The sequence below is a fragment of the Erwinia sp. MYb375 genome (genome assembly GCF_037479175.1).
GTDB lineage: Bacteria > Pseudomonadota > Gammaproteobacteria > Enterobacterales > Enterobacteriaceae > Erwinia > Erwinia rhapontici.
This window is the reverse complement of the sequence record NZ_JBBGZS010000023.1, coordinates 1354367-1372308: the sequence shown is the minus strand read 5'-3', so window position 1 is coordinate 1372308 and position 17942 is coordinate 1354367. Positions and strand designations below refer to the sequence as shown.

General features: G+C 52.5%; 17 protein-coding genes. 11 read left to right on the top strand and 6 right to left on the bottom strand.

Features of this window, described 5'->3' with window-relative positions; all coding sequences use genetic code 11:
* Nucleotides 1–16: 16 nt before the first annotated feature.
* Nucleotides 17–1384 (top strand): APC family permease, encoded by a 1368-nt coding sequence (locus WH279_RS19240; RefSeq protein ID WP_200643510.1) that lies wholly within the window; start codon nt 17–19, stop codon nt 1382–1384.
* A gap of 61 nt (nt 1385–1445) precedes the next feature.
* Here WH279_RS19240 and sbcB read toward each other — a convergent pair whose 3' ends face one another.
* Nucleotides 1446–2873 (bottom strand): exodeoxyribonuclease I, encoded by a 1428-nt coding sequence (sbcB, locus tag WH279_RS19235; protein ID WP_339458065.1) that lies wholly within the window; start codon nt 2871–2873, stop codon nt 1446–1448.
* A gap of 242 nt (nt 2874–3115) precedes the next feature.
* Between sbcB and WH279_RS19230 the strand changes: the two genes are divergently transcribed.
* Nucleotides 3116–3343, top strand: coding sequence for a hypothetical protein (locus WH279_RS19230; protein ID WP_339458064.1), 228 nt, complete (start codon nt 3116–3118; stop codon nt 3341–3343).
* Between the two features lie 47 nt (nt 3344–3390).
* On the opposite strand, the gene WH279_RS19225 is transcribed toward WH279_RS19230, so the two are convergent.
* Nucleotides 3391–4500: an alginate O-acetyltransferase AlgX-related protein gene (locus WH279_RS19225; protein WP_339458063.1), complete on the bottom strand. Its 1110-nt coding sequence runs from the start codon at nt 4498–4500 to the stop codon at nt 3391–3393.
* A 10-nt stretch (nt 4501–4510) separates the two neighbouring features.
* On the bottom strand, nt 4511–5992 hold the full coding sequence (locus WH279_RS19220) for an MBOAT family O-acyltransferase (RefSeq protein WP_339458062.1): 1482 nt from the start codon (nt 5990–5992) through the stop codon (nt 4511–4513).
* 369 nt (nt 5993–6361) lie between these two features.
* Between WH279_RS19220 and dacD the strand changes: the two genes are divergently transcribed.
* From dacD to WH279_RS19200, 4 genes are all read left to right on the top strand, one after another.
* Nucleotides 6362–7507: a serine-type D-Ala-D-Ala carboxypeptidase DacD gene (gene dacD / locus WH279_RS19215; protein WP_339458791.1), complete on the top strand. Its 1146-nt coding sequence runs from the start codon at nt 6362–6364 to the stop codon at nt 7505–7507.
* 155 nt (nt 7508–7662) lie between these two features.
* Complete coding sequence (gene sbmC / locus WH279_RS19210; RefSeq protein WP_339458061.1) at nt 7663–8133, top strand: DNA gyrase inhibitor SbmC; 471 nt, start codon at nt 7663–7665, stop codon at nt 8131–8133.
* A gap of 212 nt (nt 8134–8345) precedes the next feature.
* Nucleotides 8346–9404: an FUSC family protein gene (locus WH279_RS19205; RefSeq protein ID WP_339458060.1), complete on the top strand. Its 1059-nt coding sequence runs from the start codon at nt 8346–8348 to the stop codon at nt 9402–9404.
* Nucleotides 9405–9565: 161 nt separating this feature from the next.
* On the top strand, nt 9566–9883 hold the full coding sequence (locus tag WH279_RS19200; protein ID WP_133841570.1) for a DUF496 family protein: 318 nt from the start codon (nt 9566–9568) through the stop codon (nt 9881–9883).
* Nucleotides 9884–9939: 56 nt separating this feature from the next.
* Here the strand turns inward: WH279_RS19200 and WH279_RS19195 are convergent, their stop codons facing one another.
* Entirely contained in the window at nt 9940–11013 is a 1074-nt protein-coding gene (locus WH279_RS19195) for a LacI family DNA-binding transcriptional regulator (protein WP_339458059.1), read from the bottom strand.
* 175 nt (nt 11014–11188) lie between these two features.
* On the opposite strand from WH279_RS19195, the gene WH279_RS19190 reads away from it, so the two are divergent.
* The 4 genes from WH279_RS19190 (at nt 11189) to WH279_RS19175 (ending at nt 15096) form a co-directional block, all read left to right on the top strand.
* The gene (locus tag WH279_RS19190; RefSeq protein WP_339458058.1) at nt 11189–12085 is read left to right on the top strand and encodes a Kdo hydroxylase family protein; all 897 of its coding nucleotides are present in this window, start codon (nt 11189–11191) and stop codon (nt 12083–12085) included.
* 135 nt (nt 12086–12220) lie between these two features.
* On the top strand, nt 12221–13648 hold the full coding sequence (locus WH279_RS19185) for an EmmdR/YeeO family multidrug/toxin efflux MATE transporter (protein WP_339458057.1): 1428 nt from the start codon (nt 12221–12223) through the stop codon (nt 13646–13648).
* Nucleotides 13649–13778: 130 nt separating this feature from the next.
* Nucleotides 13779–14567: a siderophore-interacting protein gene (locus WH279_RS19180; protein WP_200643504.1), complete on the top strand. Its 789-nt coding sequence runs from the start codon at nt 13779–13781 to the stop codon at nt 14565–14567.
* Between the two features lie 19 nt (nt 14568–14586).
* Nucleotides 14587–15096, top strand: a complete 510-nt coding sequence (locus WH279_RS19175; protein ID WP_339458056.1) for a PadR family transcriptional regulator — start codon at nt 14587–14589, stop codon at nt 15094–15096.
* Between the two features lie 61 nt (nt 15097–15157).
* On the opposite strand, the gene WH279_RS19170 is transcribed toward WH279_RS19175, so the two are convergent.
* The gene (locus WH279_RS19170; protein WP_171149144.1) at nt 15158–16258 is read right to left on the bottom strand and encodes an NADH:flavin oxidoreductase/NADH oxidase; all 1101 of its coding nucleotides are present in this window, start codon (nt 16256–16258) and stop codon (nt 15158–15160) included.
* A gap of 87 nt (nt 16259–16345) precedes the next feature.
* Nucleotides 16346–17245 (bottom strand): LysR family transcriptional regulator, encoded by a 900-nt coding sequence (locus WH279_RS19165; protein WP_339458055.1) that lies wholly within the window; start codon nt 17243–17245, stop codon nt 16346–16348.
* 124 nt (nt 17246–17369) lie between these two features.
* On the opposite strand from WH279_RS19165, the gene WH279_RS19160 reads away from it, so the two are divergent.
* On the top strand, nt 17370–17882 hold the full coding sequence (locus WH279_RS19160; RefSeq protein WP_339458054.1) for an SRPBCC domain-containing protein: 513 nt from the start codon (nt 17370–17372) through the stop codon (nt 17880–17882).
* Nucleotides 17883–17942: the final 60 nt, after the last annotated feature.

The window sequence follows — 17942 nt, the reverse complement described above, 5'->3', positions numbered from 1 at the left end:
GTGGGGAGGCTAAATCATGTCGTTTGATACGCTCACTCCAGCCGCCCAGCCGCGTGCAAAACTGAAAAAAACGCTGACGTTACTGCCTGTTGTGATGATGGGTCTGGCTTATATGCAGCCAATGACCTTATTTGATACGTTTGGCATCGTTTCTGGCCTGACAGATGGTCACGTCGCGACCGCGTACGCCTTTGCGCTGATTGCTATTCTGTTTACCGCACTGAGCTACGGCCAGTTGGTTCGTCGTTTCCCGTCTGCGGGATCGGCCTATACCTATGCGCAGAAAGCGATCAGCCCGCACGTGGGCTTTATGGTCGGCTGGTCTTCGCTACTTGATTATCTGTTTATGCCGATGATCAATATCCTGCTGGCGAAAATATACTGGGAAGCACTGGTTCCTGGCATTCCATCCTGGATCTTTGTGGTGTTGCTGGTCGGCTTTATGACCCTCTCCAACCTCAAAGGCATCAAAACCGTTGCCAACTTTAACAGCGTGATTGTCGTGCTGCAGGTGGTGGTGATGGTGGCGATCATGGCGATGGTTGTCTGGGGTGTGGCGCACGGTGAAGGCGCAGGCACGCTGGTCAGCAGCAAACCGTTTTGGTCAGAAAACGCCAATGTGGTGCCGATGATCACTGGCGCGACGATACTCTGTTTCTCCTTCCTTGGCTTTGACGGTATCAGCTCACTGTCGGAAGAGACCAAAGATGCAGAGCGCGTTATCCCGAAAGCGATCTTCCTCACCGCGCTGATCGGCGGCGTCATCTTTATTGTGGTGTCGTATTTCCTGCAGCTGTACTTCCCGGATATCTCGCGCTTTAAAGATCCGGACGCGTCACAGCCGGAAATTATGCTGTATGTGGCAGGTAAAGCCTTCCAGTTCGGTATCCTGATCTTCTCCTGCGTGACGGTACTGGCTTCTGGTATGGCGGCGCATGCGGGCGTGTCACGTCTGATGTATGTGATGGGCCGTGATGGGGTATTCCCGGTGCGTTTCTTCGGTTATATCCATCCGAAATGGCGTACGCCGGCACTGAACGTGCTGCTGGTGGGGGTGATCGCACTCTCTTCAATCACCTTCGATCTGGTGACGGCAACGGCGCTGATTAACTTTGGTGCGCTGGTGGCGTTTACCTTCGTTAACCTCTCGGTGATTTCTCAGTTCTGGATCCGTGAGAAGCGTAACAAGACCTTGAAAGATAACTTCAAGTTCCTTGTATTGCCGCTGATGGGGGCACTGACCGTGGGGGCTCTGTGGGTGAATCTGGAAGAGAGCTCCATGGTGCTGGGCCTGGTCTGGGCCGCGATTGGTCTGCTGTATCTGGCCTTTGTCACCCGCAGCTTCCGTAATCCGGTGCCGCAGTGCAGTGAAGATTTGATGTAAACCCTCGTGGGTACATCATTCTCTGTGAGGGCGGACCGCTGTTGGGTCCGCCCTTTTCATATCAGGACACCAGTTCCCGTGCGTACTCGAACAGCGCTTTCAGCTGATCCAGCTTCGCCTGTTCCCCTTCATACTGGTTAAACAGCATTTCCAGCTCCTGAATATAGTTCTGCACTCGCTCAGGATGCAGCACCTCGCGACGATGCTGCAGCCAGCGTTTCTGCTCGGCGTCATCCAGCGTGCCGGGGAAGTTACGTGCGCGATAGCGGAACAGTAACTTCTCAATGCGTGCATCATTGAATGCTAAATCCAGCGCCGGAAGATTCTCCGGCGCAGTCTGACGAATGATATTCATCGCATTGCGGTCAGCATCGCTAAAGAAACCGTTATAAATCTGGGCATCCACATCTTCGGAGGCTTTGAAAGGTTCGGCATCGGCATAGAGCGCCACCACTTTCTCGCGTACCTCAGGGTGTTGACGCAGCAGGGCGAGATTATCCAGGCAGCGCTGACGGTCAATCCCAATGCGTTCCGCATCTTCCGGGCGAAGGGTATTCGCCGGGGCAACCACCGGGCACTTGTTGATATGTACCAGTTTCAGCGGTACCGGGGCGGCATCACCCAGCTCACTGCGCGGTGTGTACAGCCGCTCACGCAGTTCATCGGCGCTCAGGGTGAGCAGGGGGGTCATATCACCGCCCAGATCGCAGGTGATCAGGGCATTGCGATTATCGGGATGCCAGGCCAGCGGGGCAATCCAGCTGGTGTTACCGCGAGCAGCGCCAAACATGCCGGAAATATGCACCAGCGGTTTCATCTGCGGAATATCAACCAGCGCGCTGATTTTTTGCTTATTACGGTGGCTGAACAGGAAGTCATACAGGCGTGGCTGCTTCTCCTTGACCCGTTTTGCCATCGCAATGGTGGCATACACATCCGACATCGCATCATGGGCGTTTTCATGGGCAACACCGTTGGCTTTGGTCAGGTGTTCAAGGCGGAAGCTGGGGAAGCCGTCCTCGTTTTCAGGCCATTCGATCCCTTCCGGTCGCAGCGCATAGCAGGCACGCATCACATCCATCAGGTCCCAGCGGCTGTTGCCGTACTGCCAGCTCCAGGCGTAGGGATCGTAAAAGTTGCGATAGAACAGATTGCGGGTGACTTCATCGTCAAAGCGTACGTTGTTATAACCCACCACACAGGTGTTGGGTTCGCTGAACAGCTGATGAATACGACGGGTAAATTCCGCTTCAGTGACACCGCGAGCACGTGCAATCTGTGGCGTGATGCCGGTGATCATCACGGCTTCCGGCTGTGGCAGATAGTCATCCGCAGGCTGACAGTAAAACACCTCAGGCTCGCCCAGGATATTGAAATCCATATCGGTACGGATGCCCGCGAACTGCGCAGGGCGGTCCAGCGAGGGACTTTTACCGAAGGTCTCGTAATCGTGGAAAAGGAAGGTAGGTTGATTAGTTGTGTCTTTCACTGTTTCGCTGTCCACTTCTGTTTGTTAACTTTCTGAAAAGGCAGTGCTCAACTCTACTTACAAACCCTGCATTATTCACATCTGTTCATTATGGTTCGCTTTAGTCTATGCAATATGGTGCACATAGTGGGTACAGAATCCCTGAAATCCCGCGTACAGAAAATCATATGGCCCTCAGCGACACTAACTTCGCGCTATACATGGTAAACCATATTCGGACTCGCCTGAAGTAGCAGGCCTCTATGGCCTTGCATATTCGCATATCTGTAGGAAGGGTATGGCATTTTGATATTGATATTGCGGTAAAAATGACGACGTTGCCTGAGAGTGTTGCCAGCTGTAAACCCGCTAACAAGGCTGGAATTTGTACGGTGATGCGCGATACACAGGGTTTTGAAAACGCAGTGCGTTTATGCAGTATTTTTTTCAACGCACTGATTTATATTGTTTTTATTGATTTTCTTGAGTGATTTATAGCAACCCCATTAATAATTTAAAATCAATGGGATTAGTACTTTTACGGTTCCATCATAAAGAAGTCTGCGGAGAAAGATCTCTCGATGACAGTTATTATGACAATATCAGGTTGATATCTTCGAATCAGTTCTTTGAGGTCTTCAGGCTTTTTGGTGAAAGCATCGAAATGCCTTTCCATAATTTCACTGAAAGTTGCATTCATATACGGGTAAAGTGCTATTCCGAAAGAGTCTCTCAGCCAGAGCACTTTCATCTTATTTAATGCTCCAGAAGAATAAATATGTAATGGTGAATTTGCTTCCGAAAGGCCATCAGAAAGCCCTACAGACCTTAAAGTCTCTCCTGACCAGTCTTTAACAGTGACTTGCGAGTTTATATCAATGTTAACTTTTATTTCTGTATCGGTTATTTTTTCCTTAATATGCTCAAAACGACTCATATCACCACCAGGTCTGATTTCCTGAGTGAATGATACATCGGTTGGTGTTAGCCATTTTAAATCAGGGAAATCATGGGATAATGAAGTGGCCAGTTTTTGATAGCCATACCATGCACCTTGTTTATTCCAGTGTGTATCTGTTTTGTAAAAGAGAGGGAGTTTGCTTTTACTAACGTTATTCTTTAACTCTGTACTGAGATCGATCAGCGTTCTGTCTTTATCAGCATGACTTAGAAAATATCCGATACTCTTGCTTGATGAACTTTGTGCTACCCAATCTGGTAATTTTTCAGGATATATGGATTGTGAATTTGGGGCGACAGTAACAACATATCCTTTTCCGCCAAGACTCTTAATGTATGAGTTCCACTTTTCCCGGTTAGCTGCCATCAAATCGAGCTTTTCCTGGTTGAACGGGGTCAGCCCTCTGGTTTCAGTCAGGGTATTAGCATATCTGTCACCTAGAAACATCCATCCATCTTTCCCGTTCAGCGCTAAGCGAGGAGCTATTGATATCCCAAAATGACGATATGCCAGCCCAAAAGGTGGAAGTATGAAGTCTAAATTATAAAGATTTTTCTTGGATACCCAGCCTGTCGGGTTGGAAACTATTATCTTTTCGCCAGTTAAGTCATTGTAAATATTGACTGCCGGAGCAATGGCTAAAGTGAGTGCTGATGTGGTAAGGAAACCATAAATATACATTTTCATCGTGATTTCCTTAGAAGTTAAAGTATAAAAATACAGTGCTGGTTGACTGTATTGTCGTATATACGGCAGAAGTGAAGAGAATCGTCATCCAGACAGATTTAAGAAGTCTGGAGTGATGCCCGATGGTAAGTTCATAGGCATTTTTCATTGGGGTAATAATGAAACCAATAAAAATAAGTGAAAAAGATAAAATATTACTCACCAGCCCTACCGGGAGAATAGTAAGAAGATGATCAATAAATGTCCCGCCCCATGCCAATGAGTCACTCGGGACCTGAGCGATTGTGAGCGTATTTACCGATCCCAGGTCAACCATGCCTTTCAGTATTTTTAGTGCCTCGTCCAAAGATTGAGCTCTAAAAAATACCCATGCTACGTTCACGAACATAAACGTAATAATCCAGGCGACAGGTTTAGGCATTGAAAACCCACATTGTTTCCAGAGTCTGTGAATCATCAGTGCACCACCATGCATCGCTCCCCAGATTATAAACATCCAGCTAGCACCATGCCAAAGGCCACCCAGTACGAAAGTGAAGAACAGATTAATATAAACTCGGGTCTGAGAGCAGCGACTTCCACCTAAAGGAATATATATATAGTCTCGCAGGTAGCGACCAAGAGTAATATGCCAGCGACGCCAGAAGTCTTGAATATCAAAAGATTTGTACGGCGAATTAAAGTTAAGTGGTAGCCAAATATTGAATAGCAGCGCAGCACCAATAGCCATGTCACAATACCCACTGAAGTCGAAATAAAGTTGGAATGTGTATGAAAGGCTGGTTGCCCAGGCGCTAAAAAAGTCGTGCTCTGCAGATGGAGAAAAACCTAAGTTAGCAAAACTTGCAAAACTGTCTGCAATAACAACTTTTTTGAACAACCCTATACTGAATATAAACAGACCCATGAAAATGTTGCGATATCTTACAGACAGCGTCCACTTTGATTTGAACTGTGACATCATTTCTTTGTGATGAAGAATTGGCCCGGCAATCAAATGAGGGAAGAATGTCACAAATAGCGCATAATTTACGAAATCATATTCCTTCGCAAGCCCCTTATAGCTATCCACCAAAAATGCTATTTGAGTGAAAGTATAGAAACTTATGCCGAGCGGTAATATAATTGTTTTGAAAGTAAGATCATAACTTGTCAGGTTGTTTATATTTTCAATTAAGAAGTTAGTGTATTTATAGTAACAGAGCAACGCGAGATTAGTCACTATTGCAATAAATAGAATGGTTTTTTTAACTTTTTGGCTTAATGATGTGTAAGCAAAAGGTGAGGCCGTTTTTCCAGCCATGAAGTTAAATAATATTGAGGAAATAAGTAATGGTATATAGCTTGCATCCCAATACCCATAGAAAAAAATACTACATGCAACAAGCCAGCATTTTCCGGCATAAATAAATCGTTTGTGATTTAATAAAAAATAAACAAAAAATGATATGGGTAAAAACAAAAAAATAAAAACAGATGAACTGAACAGCATTACACTTACCTGTTAATTATCAACTCACATATAATTCTTTTGAGAACTCATAGAGTTAGACTATCCGAATGCATGAAATATTAGCATACAAGAAATCAACTAGACAGTGATGTTCTTAGAGATACGGACTAAAAATCACCTTCAATCGATTTAATCCATCAATGCAATATAAATTGATAGCCTAAATATTTTTAAATCGGATGCCGTCACACTGTTACAACACGCTAATCCCCTGATTTATTCATATTTTCTTGCAATTTAGTCACGCAAAGACATCACGGATCCCGTACAACATGCGCAGTTTTTTATTGTGTCTATGTTGAGGATTGAGCGTTGAAAAAGCATCAGCTTGCAAGTTTCTGTGTGGTTATGGCCCTGAGTACCGCCGTCTGTGCCGAAGGCCAGCCTGCCGGGGATGCCCTGGCATTCCCGATGACCGCTCCGGCGATTGATGCCGCCTCCTGGGTGCTGATGGATGCCACCACCGGACAAATCCTCACTTCCGGGAATCCGGACGAACGCCGCAACCCGGCCAGCCTCACCAAGCTGATGACCGGCTATGTGGTGGATCGCGCCATTGATAAAAAACGCATCACCCGTGACGACATGGTGACGGTGGGTAACGATGCCTGGGGAGCCGGTAACCCGGTATTTAAAGGATCGTCACTAATGTTCATTAAACCGGGAGAGAAAATCTCAGTACGCGACCTCAGCCGGGGGGTGATTATTGATTCCGGTAACGATGCCTGTGTTGCACTGGCTGACTATGTGGCCGGCAGTCAGGCGAATTTCGTTACCATGATGAATCAGTACGTGGATAAACTGGGGCTGAGCAATACCCACTTTGAAACCGTGCATGGACTGGATGCACCCGGGCAGTTCACCACGGCACGCGATCTGGCCACGCTATCGCGCGCCATCATTAGCGGTGAGCAGGACTTCTACCAGATGTACAGTGAGAAATCGCTCACCTGGAATGGCATTACTCAGCAGAACCGTAATGGCCTGCTGTGGGATAAAACACTGCATGTTGATGGGCTGAAAACCGGTCATACCGAAAGCGCGGGCTTCAATATCATCGCCTCCAGTGTTGACGGGCAGCGCCGCCTGATTGCCGTTATCATGGGTGGAAAAAGCCCCAAAGGGCGGGAAGAGCAGGCGCGTAAACTGCTGACCTGGGGCCAGAGCCAGTTCGACACCATCCAGCTGTTCCACGCCGGCAAAGAGATTGGCCATGAAAACGTCTGGTACGGTAACCCGCACCGCGTTTCTCTGGGTAGCGAGAAAGATGTGTTCCTGGCACTGCCGCGTGATCAAGTACAGAAAGTGAAAGCCCGGTATGTGATTGACCGCAAAGACCTGGAAGCGCCGATTAAACTGCATGAACAGGTGGGCACTATCCAACTGGTCGAAGGGGACAAAACGCTGGCCAGCTACCCGCTGGTGGCGTTGCAACCGGTTGAGCAGGCGGGGCTTATCACCCGCATCAGCGACTACATCAAACAGAAGTTATAATCTCACTCTGTGCGGGCCGGGCATAAAGATATGACCCGGCCATCCCTCCACTCTGTGCAGTGCCTCACAAATCATTTCTCTTCAACGAAAGATGCCTGGTAAAAATCGCTTTTAATGGTTATTTATACAGTAGTTAATTCATTGAGGAGAGAACCATGCAGGTCGATATTAAGCATCTTGAGGCGAAAAATGTCGCCGCCTTTCGTCTGGTCGGTCCCTGGCAGGACACCGCGCCGCAAGGCTTTGCCCGTTTGAGCGAATGGGTGGAACGTCATCAGTTGGCAGGAGACTGGCTGGCGATCTATTACGATAACCCCGAGGTCGTCCCCCCCGAACAGTTGCGTATTGATACCGGTATCAGTGTGCCTGATGGCTACGTTTTGCCGCTGGACAGTGAGGGTGTGGAACTGCGTGCTATTCCCGGTGGCACCTATGGCGTGGCAAAAGTCACTGTCAGCGACGGCGATTTTTCAACCCCCTGGCTGGCCTTTTACGACGAGTGGTTGCCGACCAGTGGCTATCAGCGTGCAGAAGGGCCCTGTTTTGATCACTATCTCAATGACGGCTCGCAAAGCGGAATTTGGGAATTCCTGATTTGCGTTCCGCTGGTTAAACGCAGCCTTTAGCACTCTCTATTTTGTTATCGAAATGTGAATGACATCCGCAAGAAGAAAATGGCCGATTAACGGGTTGTATCAGTGCGGTAATCTCAGTGTTTTCTGCTGCTTAATGCAGTGAAATGAGCGAAAAAACGGGGAGAAACCTCCATCGTTCGCCTGTTACCTGAGCTTGCTTCAGGTATGATGTCCCGCTGATTCTTTCTTCTTTCGGAGCTACTTTGCGACCGGACAAGCCGCTGTCGGCCTTTGAGTTCAGCCTGTACCGCAATTACCGCATCGTCCACGGTGTGCGTATCGCTCTGGCATTTATCCTGACGTTCCTGCTGGTGCGCATAATGGAGATCCCGGAAGGCAGCTGGCCGCTTATCACGCTGGTGGTGGTGATGGGGCCGATCTCCTCGTGGGGCAATGTCTTCCCCCGTGCGGTTCAGCGTATTGGCGGCACCATCTTTGGTTCAATCTCCGGGTTGATTGCGCTCAAACTGGAACTGATCTCTATGCCGATAATGCTGGTGTGGTGTGCGGCGGTGATGTTTATCAGTGGTTTTCTGACGCTGGGTAAGCACCCTTATATGGCGTTGCTGATCGGCATCACCCTGGCCGTGATCTGTGGCGGGATCCCGGGCGATATGACCACCGCGCTGTGGCGTGGGGGCGATGTGATCCTCGGTTCGCTGCTGGCGCTGCTGTTTACCAGTATTTATCCGCAGAAAGCCTACACTCACTGGCGCATTCAGCTTTCCGATTTGCTTCTGGAGACCGCGCGGGTATATCACGCCGGTTTTTCCCCTAACCTCGTCGAGAAGCCGCGTCTGTCGCACCCGTTACAACGCCTGTTAAGTAACGTGATTAAAATGCGTGCGTTGATTGAACCCTCCAGCAAAGAAACACGCACGCCGCGCTCGGTGTTTGAGGGTATTCAGACGCTGAATCGCAATCTGGTTTGCACGCTGGAACTCCAGCTCAATGCCTGGTGGGCCTCCCGTCAGAGTCATCTGATTATGCTCAACGCGCCGGCACTGCGGCGTACCCAGCAAATGACCGAAAATACCCTGCGTGCACTGTCAAAAGTGATTGTCGAAGGGGATACCGGGAAAATTGCCGCCAACAGCGAAGAGCTGGCGGAAATCACCCGGGAACTGCGGCAACTGATTGCCGAGTCAGACAGCGACGAACTGGTGGAAACCCCCATCCATGGCTATGTCTGGCTCAGTCTGGAAATGGCCAGTCAGCTGGAAAGGCTGACCGAACTTATCCGCCTGGCACTGCGAAAATAGAATGATTCAGCAACAACTTACTGCGAGCTGACTCGGTTCAGGGTAAGATGGGGACAGCGCAGTTCTGTAAGTTTAAAATTGCCATCGGCAGCGGCTCGCCGTTAAGCTGGTAGCCACGACAATGATGCCTGTTTGCACAGGCCCAAATGAAAGGTGTCTTCATGGAAAATGCAAAGCAATCATTTCAGGACGTACTGGAGTTCGTGCGTATGTTCCGTCGTAAGAACAAGCTGCAACGTGAAATTCACGATAATGAAAAGAAAATCCGTGATAACCAGAAGCGTGTGCTGTTGCTCGATAACCTCGGTGAGTACATTAAGCCAGGGATGAGCGTCGAAGCTATTCAGGAAATTATCGCCAGCATGCGTAGCGACTACGAAGATCGCGTTGATGATTACATCATCAAAAATGCCGACCTGTCGAAAGAACGTCGCGACCTGTCGAAAAAACTGAAATCACTGGGCGAACCAAAAGCGTAATCACGTGCAGTGACGTCAGTGAACAGAGTGAGCCGGGCAGAGATGCCCGGCGTTTTTTATGGCACATCATTATCCAGCTGTTGCGCCAGACGGCGTAATTCCGCCGCCACCGGATGGGGCGCACGCTGTTCGTCACGTGGCGCAGCAGTACTGGCGCGCACCACGAGGGAGGTTGCAAACGGGGGTAATCCTGCTTCACTGCCGGGCTGCTCCAGCTGGCGGGTCAGCCACTGTACGCTGCATTCGCCCAGCTGACGCATATCCTGACGCACGGTGGTCAAAGGCGGCTGATACCAGGCACTGTCTGCCGTATCGTCATAACCGACCACCGACATCTCTGCGGGCACGGCTACGCCCATCTGATGCAGGGCCTGCATGGCGCCCAGCGCCATCTGATCGTTAGCCACCAATAGCGCAGAGGGCATCTCCTGCCCGGCCAGTTGCATCACAGCCTGATATCCCGATTGGGCGCTCCAGTCGCCCTCTAACTGGTTGCAGGGGGCCAGCTGATGCTCTTGCAATACCTCCATCCAGACCGCACGGCGTGCGCGTGCCGCGACCGAATCTGCCGGACCGTTCAGCAGGGCAATATGACGGTGCCCCAGTTGCAGCAGGTGTTCCGCACCCTGACGTGCACCGGTATGGGCGCTGAAGGTGCAGGTGGCAACATCGGCATCTTCCGCCACATCGAGGAACAGGCAGGGCAGGGAAGCGGCCATGCGCTCAATCTGCTGCGCGGCCTGCGCTTCAAGCGGCACATTGATAAGCAGCGCATCGACCCGCTGGGATAACAGATCGCTGACCGCCTGCTGCGCGCCACCGCTGCCCGCCATCGCGATCACCAGATGGTAACCCAGCTGGCTGGTGCGCTGCTGGATCGCCGAGGCAATCTGTGCCGGAGCCAGCAGCGCGAGATCGCTGGTGGCAAGGCCGAGTGTACGGGTATTTTTCCCCGCCAGCTGCTGAGCCACCCGGTTAGGCACATAATTCAGCGCCTGCATCGCCGCTTCCACCCGCATGCGGGTCTGCTCTGCCACCTGGCTCGAATGATTCAGCACCCGGGAGACGGTCTGATAAGACACACCGGCAGCACTGGCGACGTCTTCCAGCGTTACGGAACGGGCTCTCATAGTTCACTCCTGTTTTTGAATGCGCAGTGTAGCAATAAAACGCAGCCGCATCTTTCGCTGTGCACCCTCCTTTCCCACTGCGTTATGGTTTAGCCCGTGTTTAATTAAAATTGATGTCGCAGAATATAATGGTCGCCGAACTGACCTCATTTTTGACAGACAATAAGGATATAACATGTCTGAACACTCGTTATCCCGGGATCGGGTGATCCACACACTTCTGCTGACCGGCTGGAATCAACCACAGCACGATAGCAATGCTCTCGAGTCACTTGAGCAGGGCAATGTCCTGTTTATGCCTCACCTGACCTTTACGCTGCTGCCGGAAGAGCTGGCTTTATTGACGCCAGCACTGGTGGACCCCAAACGTAAAAATATCAGCTTTAATCCACAAAAAAATCAGGTGCGGGGCATTGCGCAACAGGATAAAGCGCCTGAGGTGACCGCGTTACTGTCACGCTATTATCAGCATTGTCTGCAACTGCTCGACGCGCTGCTGCCGGAGTACCGCCACGCGGTGCACTCCCCGTCAAATACGCTGCGCCTGCATCCGGTCACCGCCTGGCGTGATGCCAGTTCCTGGCGTAAAGATGACAGTCGCCTGCATGTGGATGCGTTCCCTTCACGCCCCATCCAGGGCGAGCGTATTCTGCGTATTTTCACCAATATTAATCCGCATGGTGAAAGCCGCGAGTGGCGCGTGGGCGAACCTTTCCCGGTGCTGGCACAGCGATTTATGTCACATCTGAAAGGATATTCCCCGCTGGGAAGCTGGCTACAGCATCGCCTGCGCATGACCAAATCCCGACGTACCGGATACGACCATATGATGCTCAGGCTGCATGATGCGATGAAAGCGGACAGGCATTATCAGGAACAGGGGCCACAGGTAGCGCTAACGCTGCCGCCGGGCAGCAGTTGGATCTGTTTTGCTGACCAGACTCCCCACGCGGCAATGAGCGGCCAGTTTATGCTGGAGCAGACCTTTTTACTGCCGATTTCCGGGATGAAAAACCCGCAAAATGCGCCGCTGTTGGTACTGGAAAAACTGTTGCAGCGGCCGCTGCTGTAGCGTAAACGGGATGCCGCCAGCAGGCATCCCTTTGTTTCTGCATTTTGAAACATAAAAAGACTTTGCATAATGTCATGTCTTTTACCATCATCTGGTTAGCGTATATTTCTTTCCCAGAGAAAAGCGGTAACAATCTTGCAAAACCTTCGTGTTTCCTTGCAGCAAGCGATACAACGTACTGACTGGTATCCGAAAAGACGTTCCTTCCGCGTACTCTTCTGGCGTGAAATCACCCCGCTAGCGGTGCCGATCTTTTTTGAGAATTTATGCGTCTTGCTGATGGGGGTGCTGAGCACGTTCCTGGTCAGCTGGCTGGGGAAAGAGGCGATGGCCGGGGTCGGGCTGGCCGACAGTTTTAATATTGTCGTGATCTCCTTTTTCGCTGCTATCGATCTTGGGACAACGGTGGTGGTGGCGTTCAGCCTCGGTAAGCTGAACCGGGAACGAGCGGTGGCCGCCGCGCGTCAGTCGCTGATCATCATGACGATTTTTGCCGTTCTGCTGGCGCTGGCGATCGAGTTTGTTGGCCCGCAGATCATCGACCTGATTGCGGGTAAAGCGGAACCGGAAGTGAAAGCGCTGGCGCTCTCCTACCTGCAAGTCACCGCCTGGAGTTACCCGGCGGCAGCCATCGCCCTGATTGGCTGCGGGGCGTTACGTGGTGCCGGAAACACCAAAATCCCGATGTTGATCAACGGCGGGATGAACATCCTCAATATCATCATCAGTAGCGTACTGATCTACGGCTGTTTCTCCTGGCATGGGCTGGGGTTTGTCGGGGCCGGGCTGGGGCTGACGATCTCGCGCTATATCGGTGCGGCAGCGGTGATTTACGTGCTGGTGATAGGTTTTGTTCCGGCACTGAAAATTTCGCTAAGAAGCTATTTCACCCGTCTGAATATGAATATTCTGCGCGAAGTGCTTGGCATTGGCGTTCCGGCCAGCATTGAATCGGTGCTGTTTAACGGCGGCAAGCTGTTAACCCAGATTTTTGTCGCCGGGATGGGGACCGATGTCATCGCCGGTAACTTTATCGCCTTCTCGATTGTGTCACTGATTAACCTGCCAGGTAATGCGCTTGGCTCTGCGTCGACCATCATCGTCGGTACCCGTCTGGGGCGTGGTCAGCTGGGCCAGCCTGAGCGCCTGCTGCGCTTTATTTTCGGGCTGTCGAGCATTGGTCTGTGCCTGCTGGCGCTGCTGACGGTGCCTTTTGCCGGGCTGCTGGCCCAATTTTATACCCAGGACCCGGAAGTTATCCATGTGGTGAAAATGCTGGTCTGGCTCAATGCGGCCTTTATGCCGTTCTGGGCGGCGTCATGGGTGCTGCCCGCGGGATTGAAGGGGGCACGCGATGCGCGTTACACCATGTGGGTGTCTCTGTTAAGCATGTGGGGCGGGCGTATCGTGGCCGGATATCTGTTGGGCATTGTGCTGGGCTTCGGCGTGGTCGGTATCTGGCTGGGCATGGTGCTGGACTGGATGATACGTGGCTGGTTCTTCTACCATCGAATGAACAGCGGCCGCTGGTTGTGGAAATATCGCCCACAGCCTGAGCAATAATAGCGCACAAATTGCCCCTTTTTTTACGCATAACAAGGTCAGCCTGTGTTGCACTTAAGATATATCATAGATATATTTTACCTCGAATGAGAATGATTCCTGATTTCATATCCTAACGAGGACAAGCACGTTGACTGACTCTCATAAAGCAAATCGTGCGCCACAGCGCGTACGTAATGAACTGCGTTTCCGCCAGCTGACGGTCACCGCGAAAACCAACGTGGCCGACAGTTTCTGGCGTATTGAATTTGGCGGTGAAGATCTCGCGGGTTTTATCTCTCCGGGCTTCGATGACCATATCAAAGTATTTTTCCCCGATGCCAGCAGCGGTACGCTACATCTACCGGAAGTGACCGAAGACGGCGTGGTGTGGAAAGAGGGCGCACGGCCGGTTTCCCGCGACTACACGCCGCTGTTCTTTGATGGTGTAGCCAAAACGCTAACCCTCGATTTCTATATTCATGACGGCGGCGTGGCCAGTGACTGGGCAGCCCAGGCACAGCCCGGTGATGCTTTAGCGATTGGCGGTCCGCGTGGTTCTCTGGTGGTGCCGGAAGACTATGCTTTCCAGCTGTATGTCTGCGATGAAAGCGGGTTGCCAGCATTTAAACGCCGTAAGGAAACCCTCAGCGGTCAGCGGCTCAGTCTGTTCGCCTATGTGGATGAAGCAGCCGGGCAGGCCTATCTGGACGGCCTGAACGGCGTGGATGCAACCTGGGTTGGCAGCGGTGCCATGAAGACAGAGAATCTGGCTGCACTGATTGAGACATTCAACGGCATTCAGCTTCCGACAGAGGATTACTTTATCTGGCTGACCGGCGAAGCGGAGTTTGTGAAAAAGCTGAGTGATTACTTTATCGAACAGCGTGGCTGTGACGCGACCTTCGTGCGCGCCGTTGCTTACTGGCATCAGAAGTAAGGTGAAAACGGAGCCGCCCATGTGGCATCCCGATGGCGCAGCACGTGCCGGCCACCGCAGAAAACGTCGGGAAAAAATACTCGATGCCAGCGATATCCGGCTGCTTCTGCTGCATTTCCTCAGCCACAACGCCGCGCATGGTTATGAGTTAATCAAAGCCGTTGAGGAGCTGTCGAAAGGGGAGTACAGCCCCAGTCCGGGCATTATTTATCCTAATCTCCAGCTGCTTGAGGAGATGGAGTGCATCGCGGTGGTGGATGGTCAGGCGACACGTAAAGCCTATCGTCTGGAAGAGAAAGGGGCGGAGCAGTTGCAACATCACGCTGCGGCACTGGTCAGCATCATTCAGCGACTGTCCACGCTGGCAGTGCTGGTGAACAACCGCAGTCTGCCGGATGTGGAGCGGGCCATCCACAATATGAAGACGGCGCTCAATGTTCGCCTGTCGCAGGACGGGATCTCGCAGCAGTCGCTGTTCGCGATTATTGATGCGCTGGATGATGCAGCGAAAAAGATTGAACGTAGTTGAAACAACAGTGGGTAAGGTGCGTGAGGTGGCCCGAAAACAGGCCACCTTTTTTTCGGGTCGATTACTCACCCAAACGGTAGCGTTCCAGCCAGTGCGCGTAAGGCGCAGGCAGGACCCAGGATGGGCGCTCAACGTTCAGTTTCTTCGCCAGATAGTACGGATAGTGCGGGTTGGCGAGGTGTGCACGACCAATCATCACCAGATCCATCTGCTGTTCGGCAATCACCCGCTCAGCGACGTCCGGTGCTTCAATGCCCCAGGACGATGCCACCGGTAAAGCGGCTTCACGACGCACGCGTTCGGCCACCGGCGCCAGGAAGGCCGATCCCCACGGGATCTCGGTTTCAGCAATCGTGAAGCCCACGCTGACATTCAGCAGATCCAGACCGCCATCACGCATCAGTCGCGTCAGTTCAATCGATTCCGCCAGCGTCTGCTCATCACGTCCGTCATATTCGATCACGCCAAAACGTGCCGTCAGCGGCAGATTTTCTGGCCATACTTCGCGAACAGCGGCCAGTGTTTCCAGCAGGAAGCGGCTGCGCCCGGCGAAGTCTCCGCCGTACTGGTCGTTACGCTGGTTGGCGTGGACCGAGAAGAAGCTCTGTGCCAGATAGCCGTGCGCGAAGTGCAGCTCCAGCCATTCAAAACCGGCATCACGTGCACGGCGTGCCGCTGCGACAAAATCGCTTTTCACCCGGGTAATATCATCCAGTGTCATGGCCTTTGGCACCTGAGGCAGATGATGCCCAAAGGCGACCGCAGACGGAGCGAGGGTTGCCCAGCCCCGACTGTCCCCGGCGGCGATATGGTCATCACCTTCCCACGGACGGTTGGCGCTGGCTTTACGTCCGGCATGGCCGATCTGAATACCCGGCACGGCCCCGGCGGCTTTAATCGATGCGGCAATTTTTGCCATTCCTTCAGCCTGCTGATCATTCCACAGCCCGGTACATGCCGGAGTGATACGGCCTTCCGGTGACACCGCCGTGGCTTCGACAATGACCAGCCCGGCACCGCCGCGCGCCAGCGCCGGGTAGTGCACCTGATGCCAGTCAGTGGTCAGGCCCTCTTCGGCGCTGTACTGACACATCGGTGGGATGGCGATGCGGTTACGCAGCGTGACGTCTTTCAGTGTAAAGGGAGTAAACAGTGCAGACATAATCAACCTGTAAAGTGAGAAAATACGAGAAACAGTGCGCCACACTAAGGCACGTGACACGGCGGACGATAAGCTGTCCGTGCTGTATCAGTGGGTTAGCATCTTTACCAACAGTGTACGCAGCCAGCGATGCCCGGGATCGCGATGGCTGCGTTCATGCCATGCCACGGTTTTACTGAACCCGACGATCGTTAAAGGTGGTGCGAGCTGGATCAAGCCGTGGGTATGCTGCGCCAGTCGCTGAGGGACAACAGCGATCAGATCGCTGCTGCGCAGAATCTCAGGCAGTACCAGAAAACTGTTCACTGCCAGCGTGACCCGACGCTCGCGACCCAATGCTGCCAGCGCATCGTCGGTCACACCACGAAACTGTGTGCCGCTGTGTGACACCAGCGCATGGTCGAGTGCGCAGAAGCGGTCAAGTGAGAGCGCACCCGATGCCGCATCGGGATGCCCGGTGCGCAACAGGCAGACATACTGCTCCTCAAACAGCGGGTGGGCATGCAGGTCTGGTGGGGTGGTCTCCGGCGTGACCAGCGCCATATCCACCTCTCCTTGTGCCATCTGTGCGGCCAGCTGTTCGTTGACCACCGGCTGCACGCTAACCCGCACTCCCGGTGCCTGCTGGCGCAGCGCCGTAATAAACGGCACCACTACGGCACTGAGCGCGTAATCGGTGGCGGCAATCCGCAGCGACATCTGCGCACGGGCAGCATCGAAGACCTTCGGCTGCAGCAACTGGCTGACTTCAGCCAGGATTTGCTTTACCGGAGCGGCCAGCTCCAGCGCACGCAGAGTCGGCGTAATGCCGTGACGGTTACGGATAAACAGCGGGTCGTTAAAACATTCGCGCAACCGGGTCAGCATGCCACTGACGGCGGGTTGCGTCAGGGCCAGACGCTGAGCAGCGCGGGTCACACTGCATTCATCCAGCAGGGCATCCAGGGTTTTCAGCAGGTTAAGATCAAGGGTTCGGAGATCGGCCATGGTGCAGACTCACTGATATAAGATATTAGAATATAGAATATCTTAAATAAAAAATGACGATTGGTTTTATGTCTCAGGCCGGTGCAGCATAGCGGTGAATTCAACCTTAATGAAGGCACTCCCGATGAACAGCATTAACTGGCCACAAGGCTATATTCCCGGTTTTAGCGATAACTTCGCCTCCAACGAAATGGTCATCACCGGGGTCAGCGTCGTCGCACTGTGGGACAAGCTGACCGATACGACCGCATGGCCGGGCTATTACAGCAACGCCAGTGAGATAGGTTTCCACGATGACACTGGCCCACGTCTGACGAATGGCGCACGCTTCCGCTTTACCACTTTTGGTTTCCCGGTCGAGGCCGAAGTAAACGAATTTGAGCCACCGCTGGCGGGCAGCGCAGGACGCATCGCCTGGCATGGCTGGTGCGGTGACGACAGCGAAAGCCGCCTGGATGTGCATCATGCCTGGCTGATTGAAGCGCTGCCGGGCGGCCGCGTCCGCTTACTGACGCAGGAAACACAGAACGGTAAACCTGCCCGCGATCTGGCGTCTGCCCGCCCCAATCCGATGATCAATGGTCATCAGGCGTGGCTGGACGGCATGATTGCAGCAGCCCGCACCGCGCAGCAATAAGTTCAGCTTATCAGGTAATAAGTAGAATGTTGCTGGAGGGATAGCGAAACTCTGCCAGGT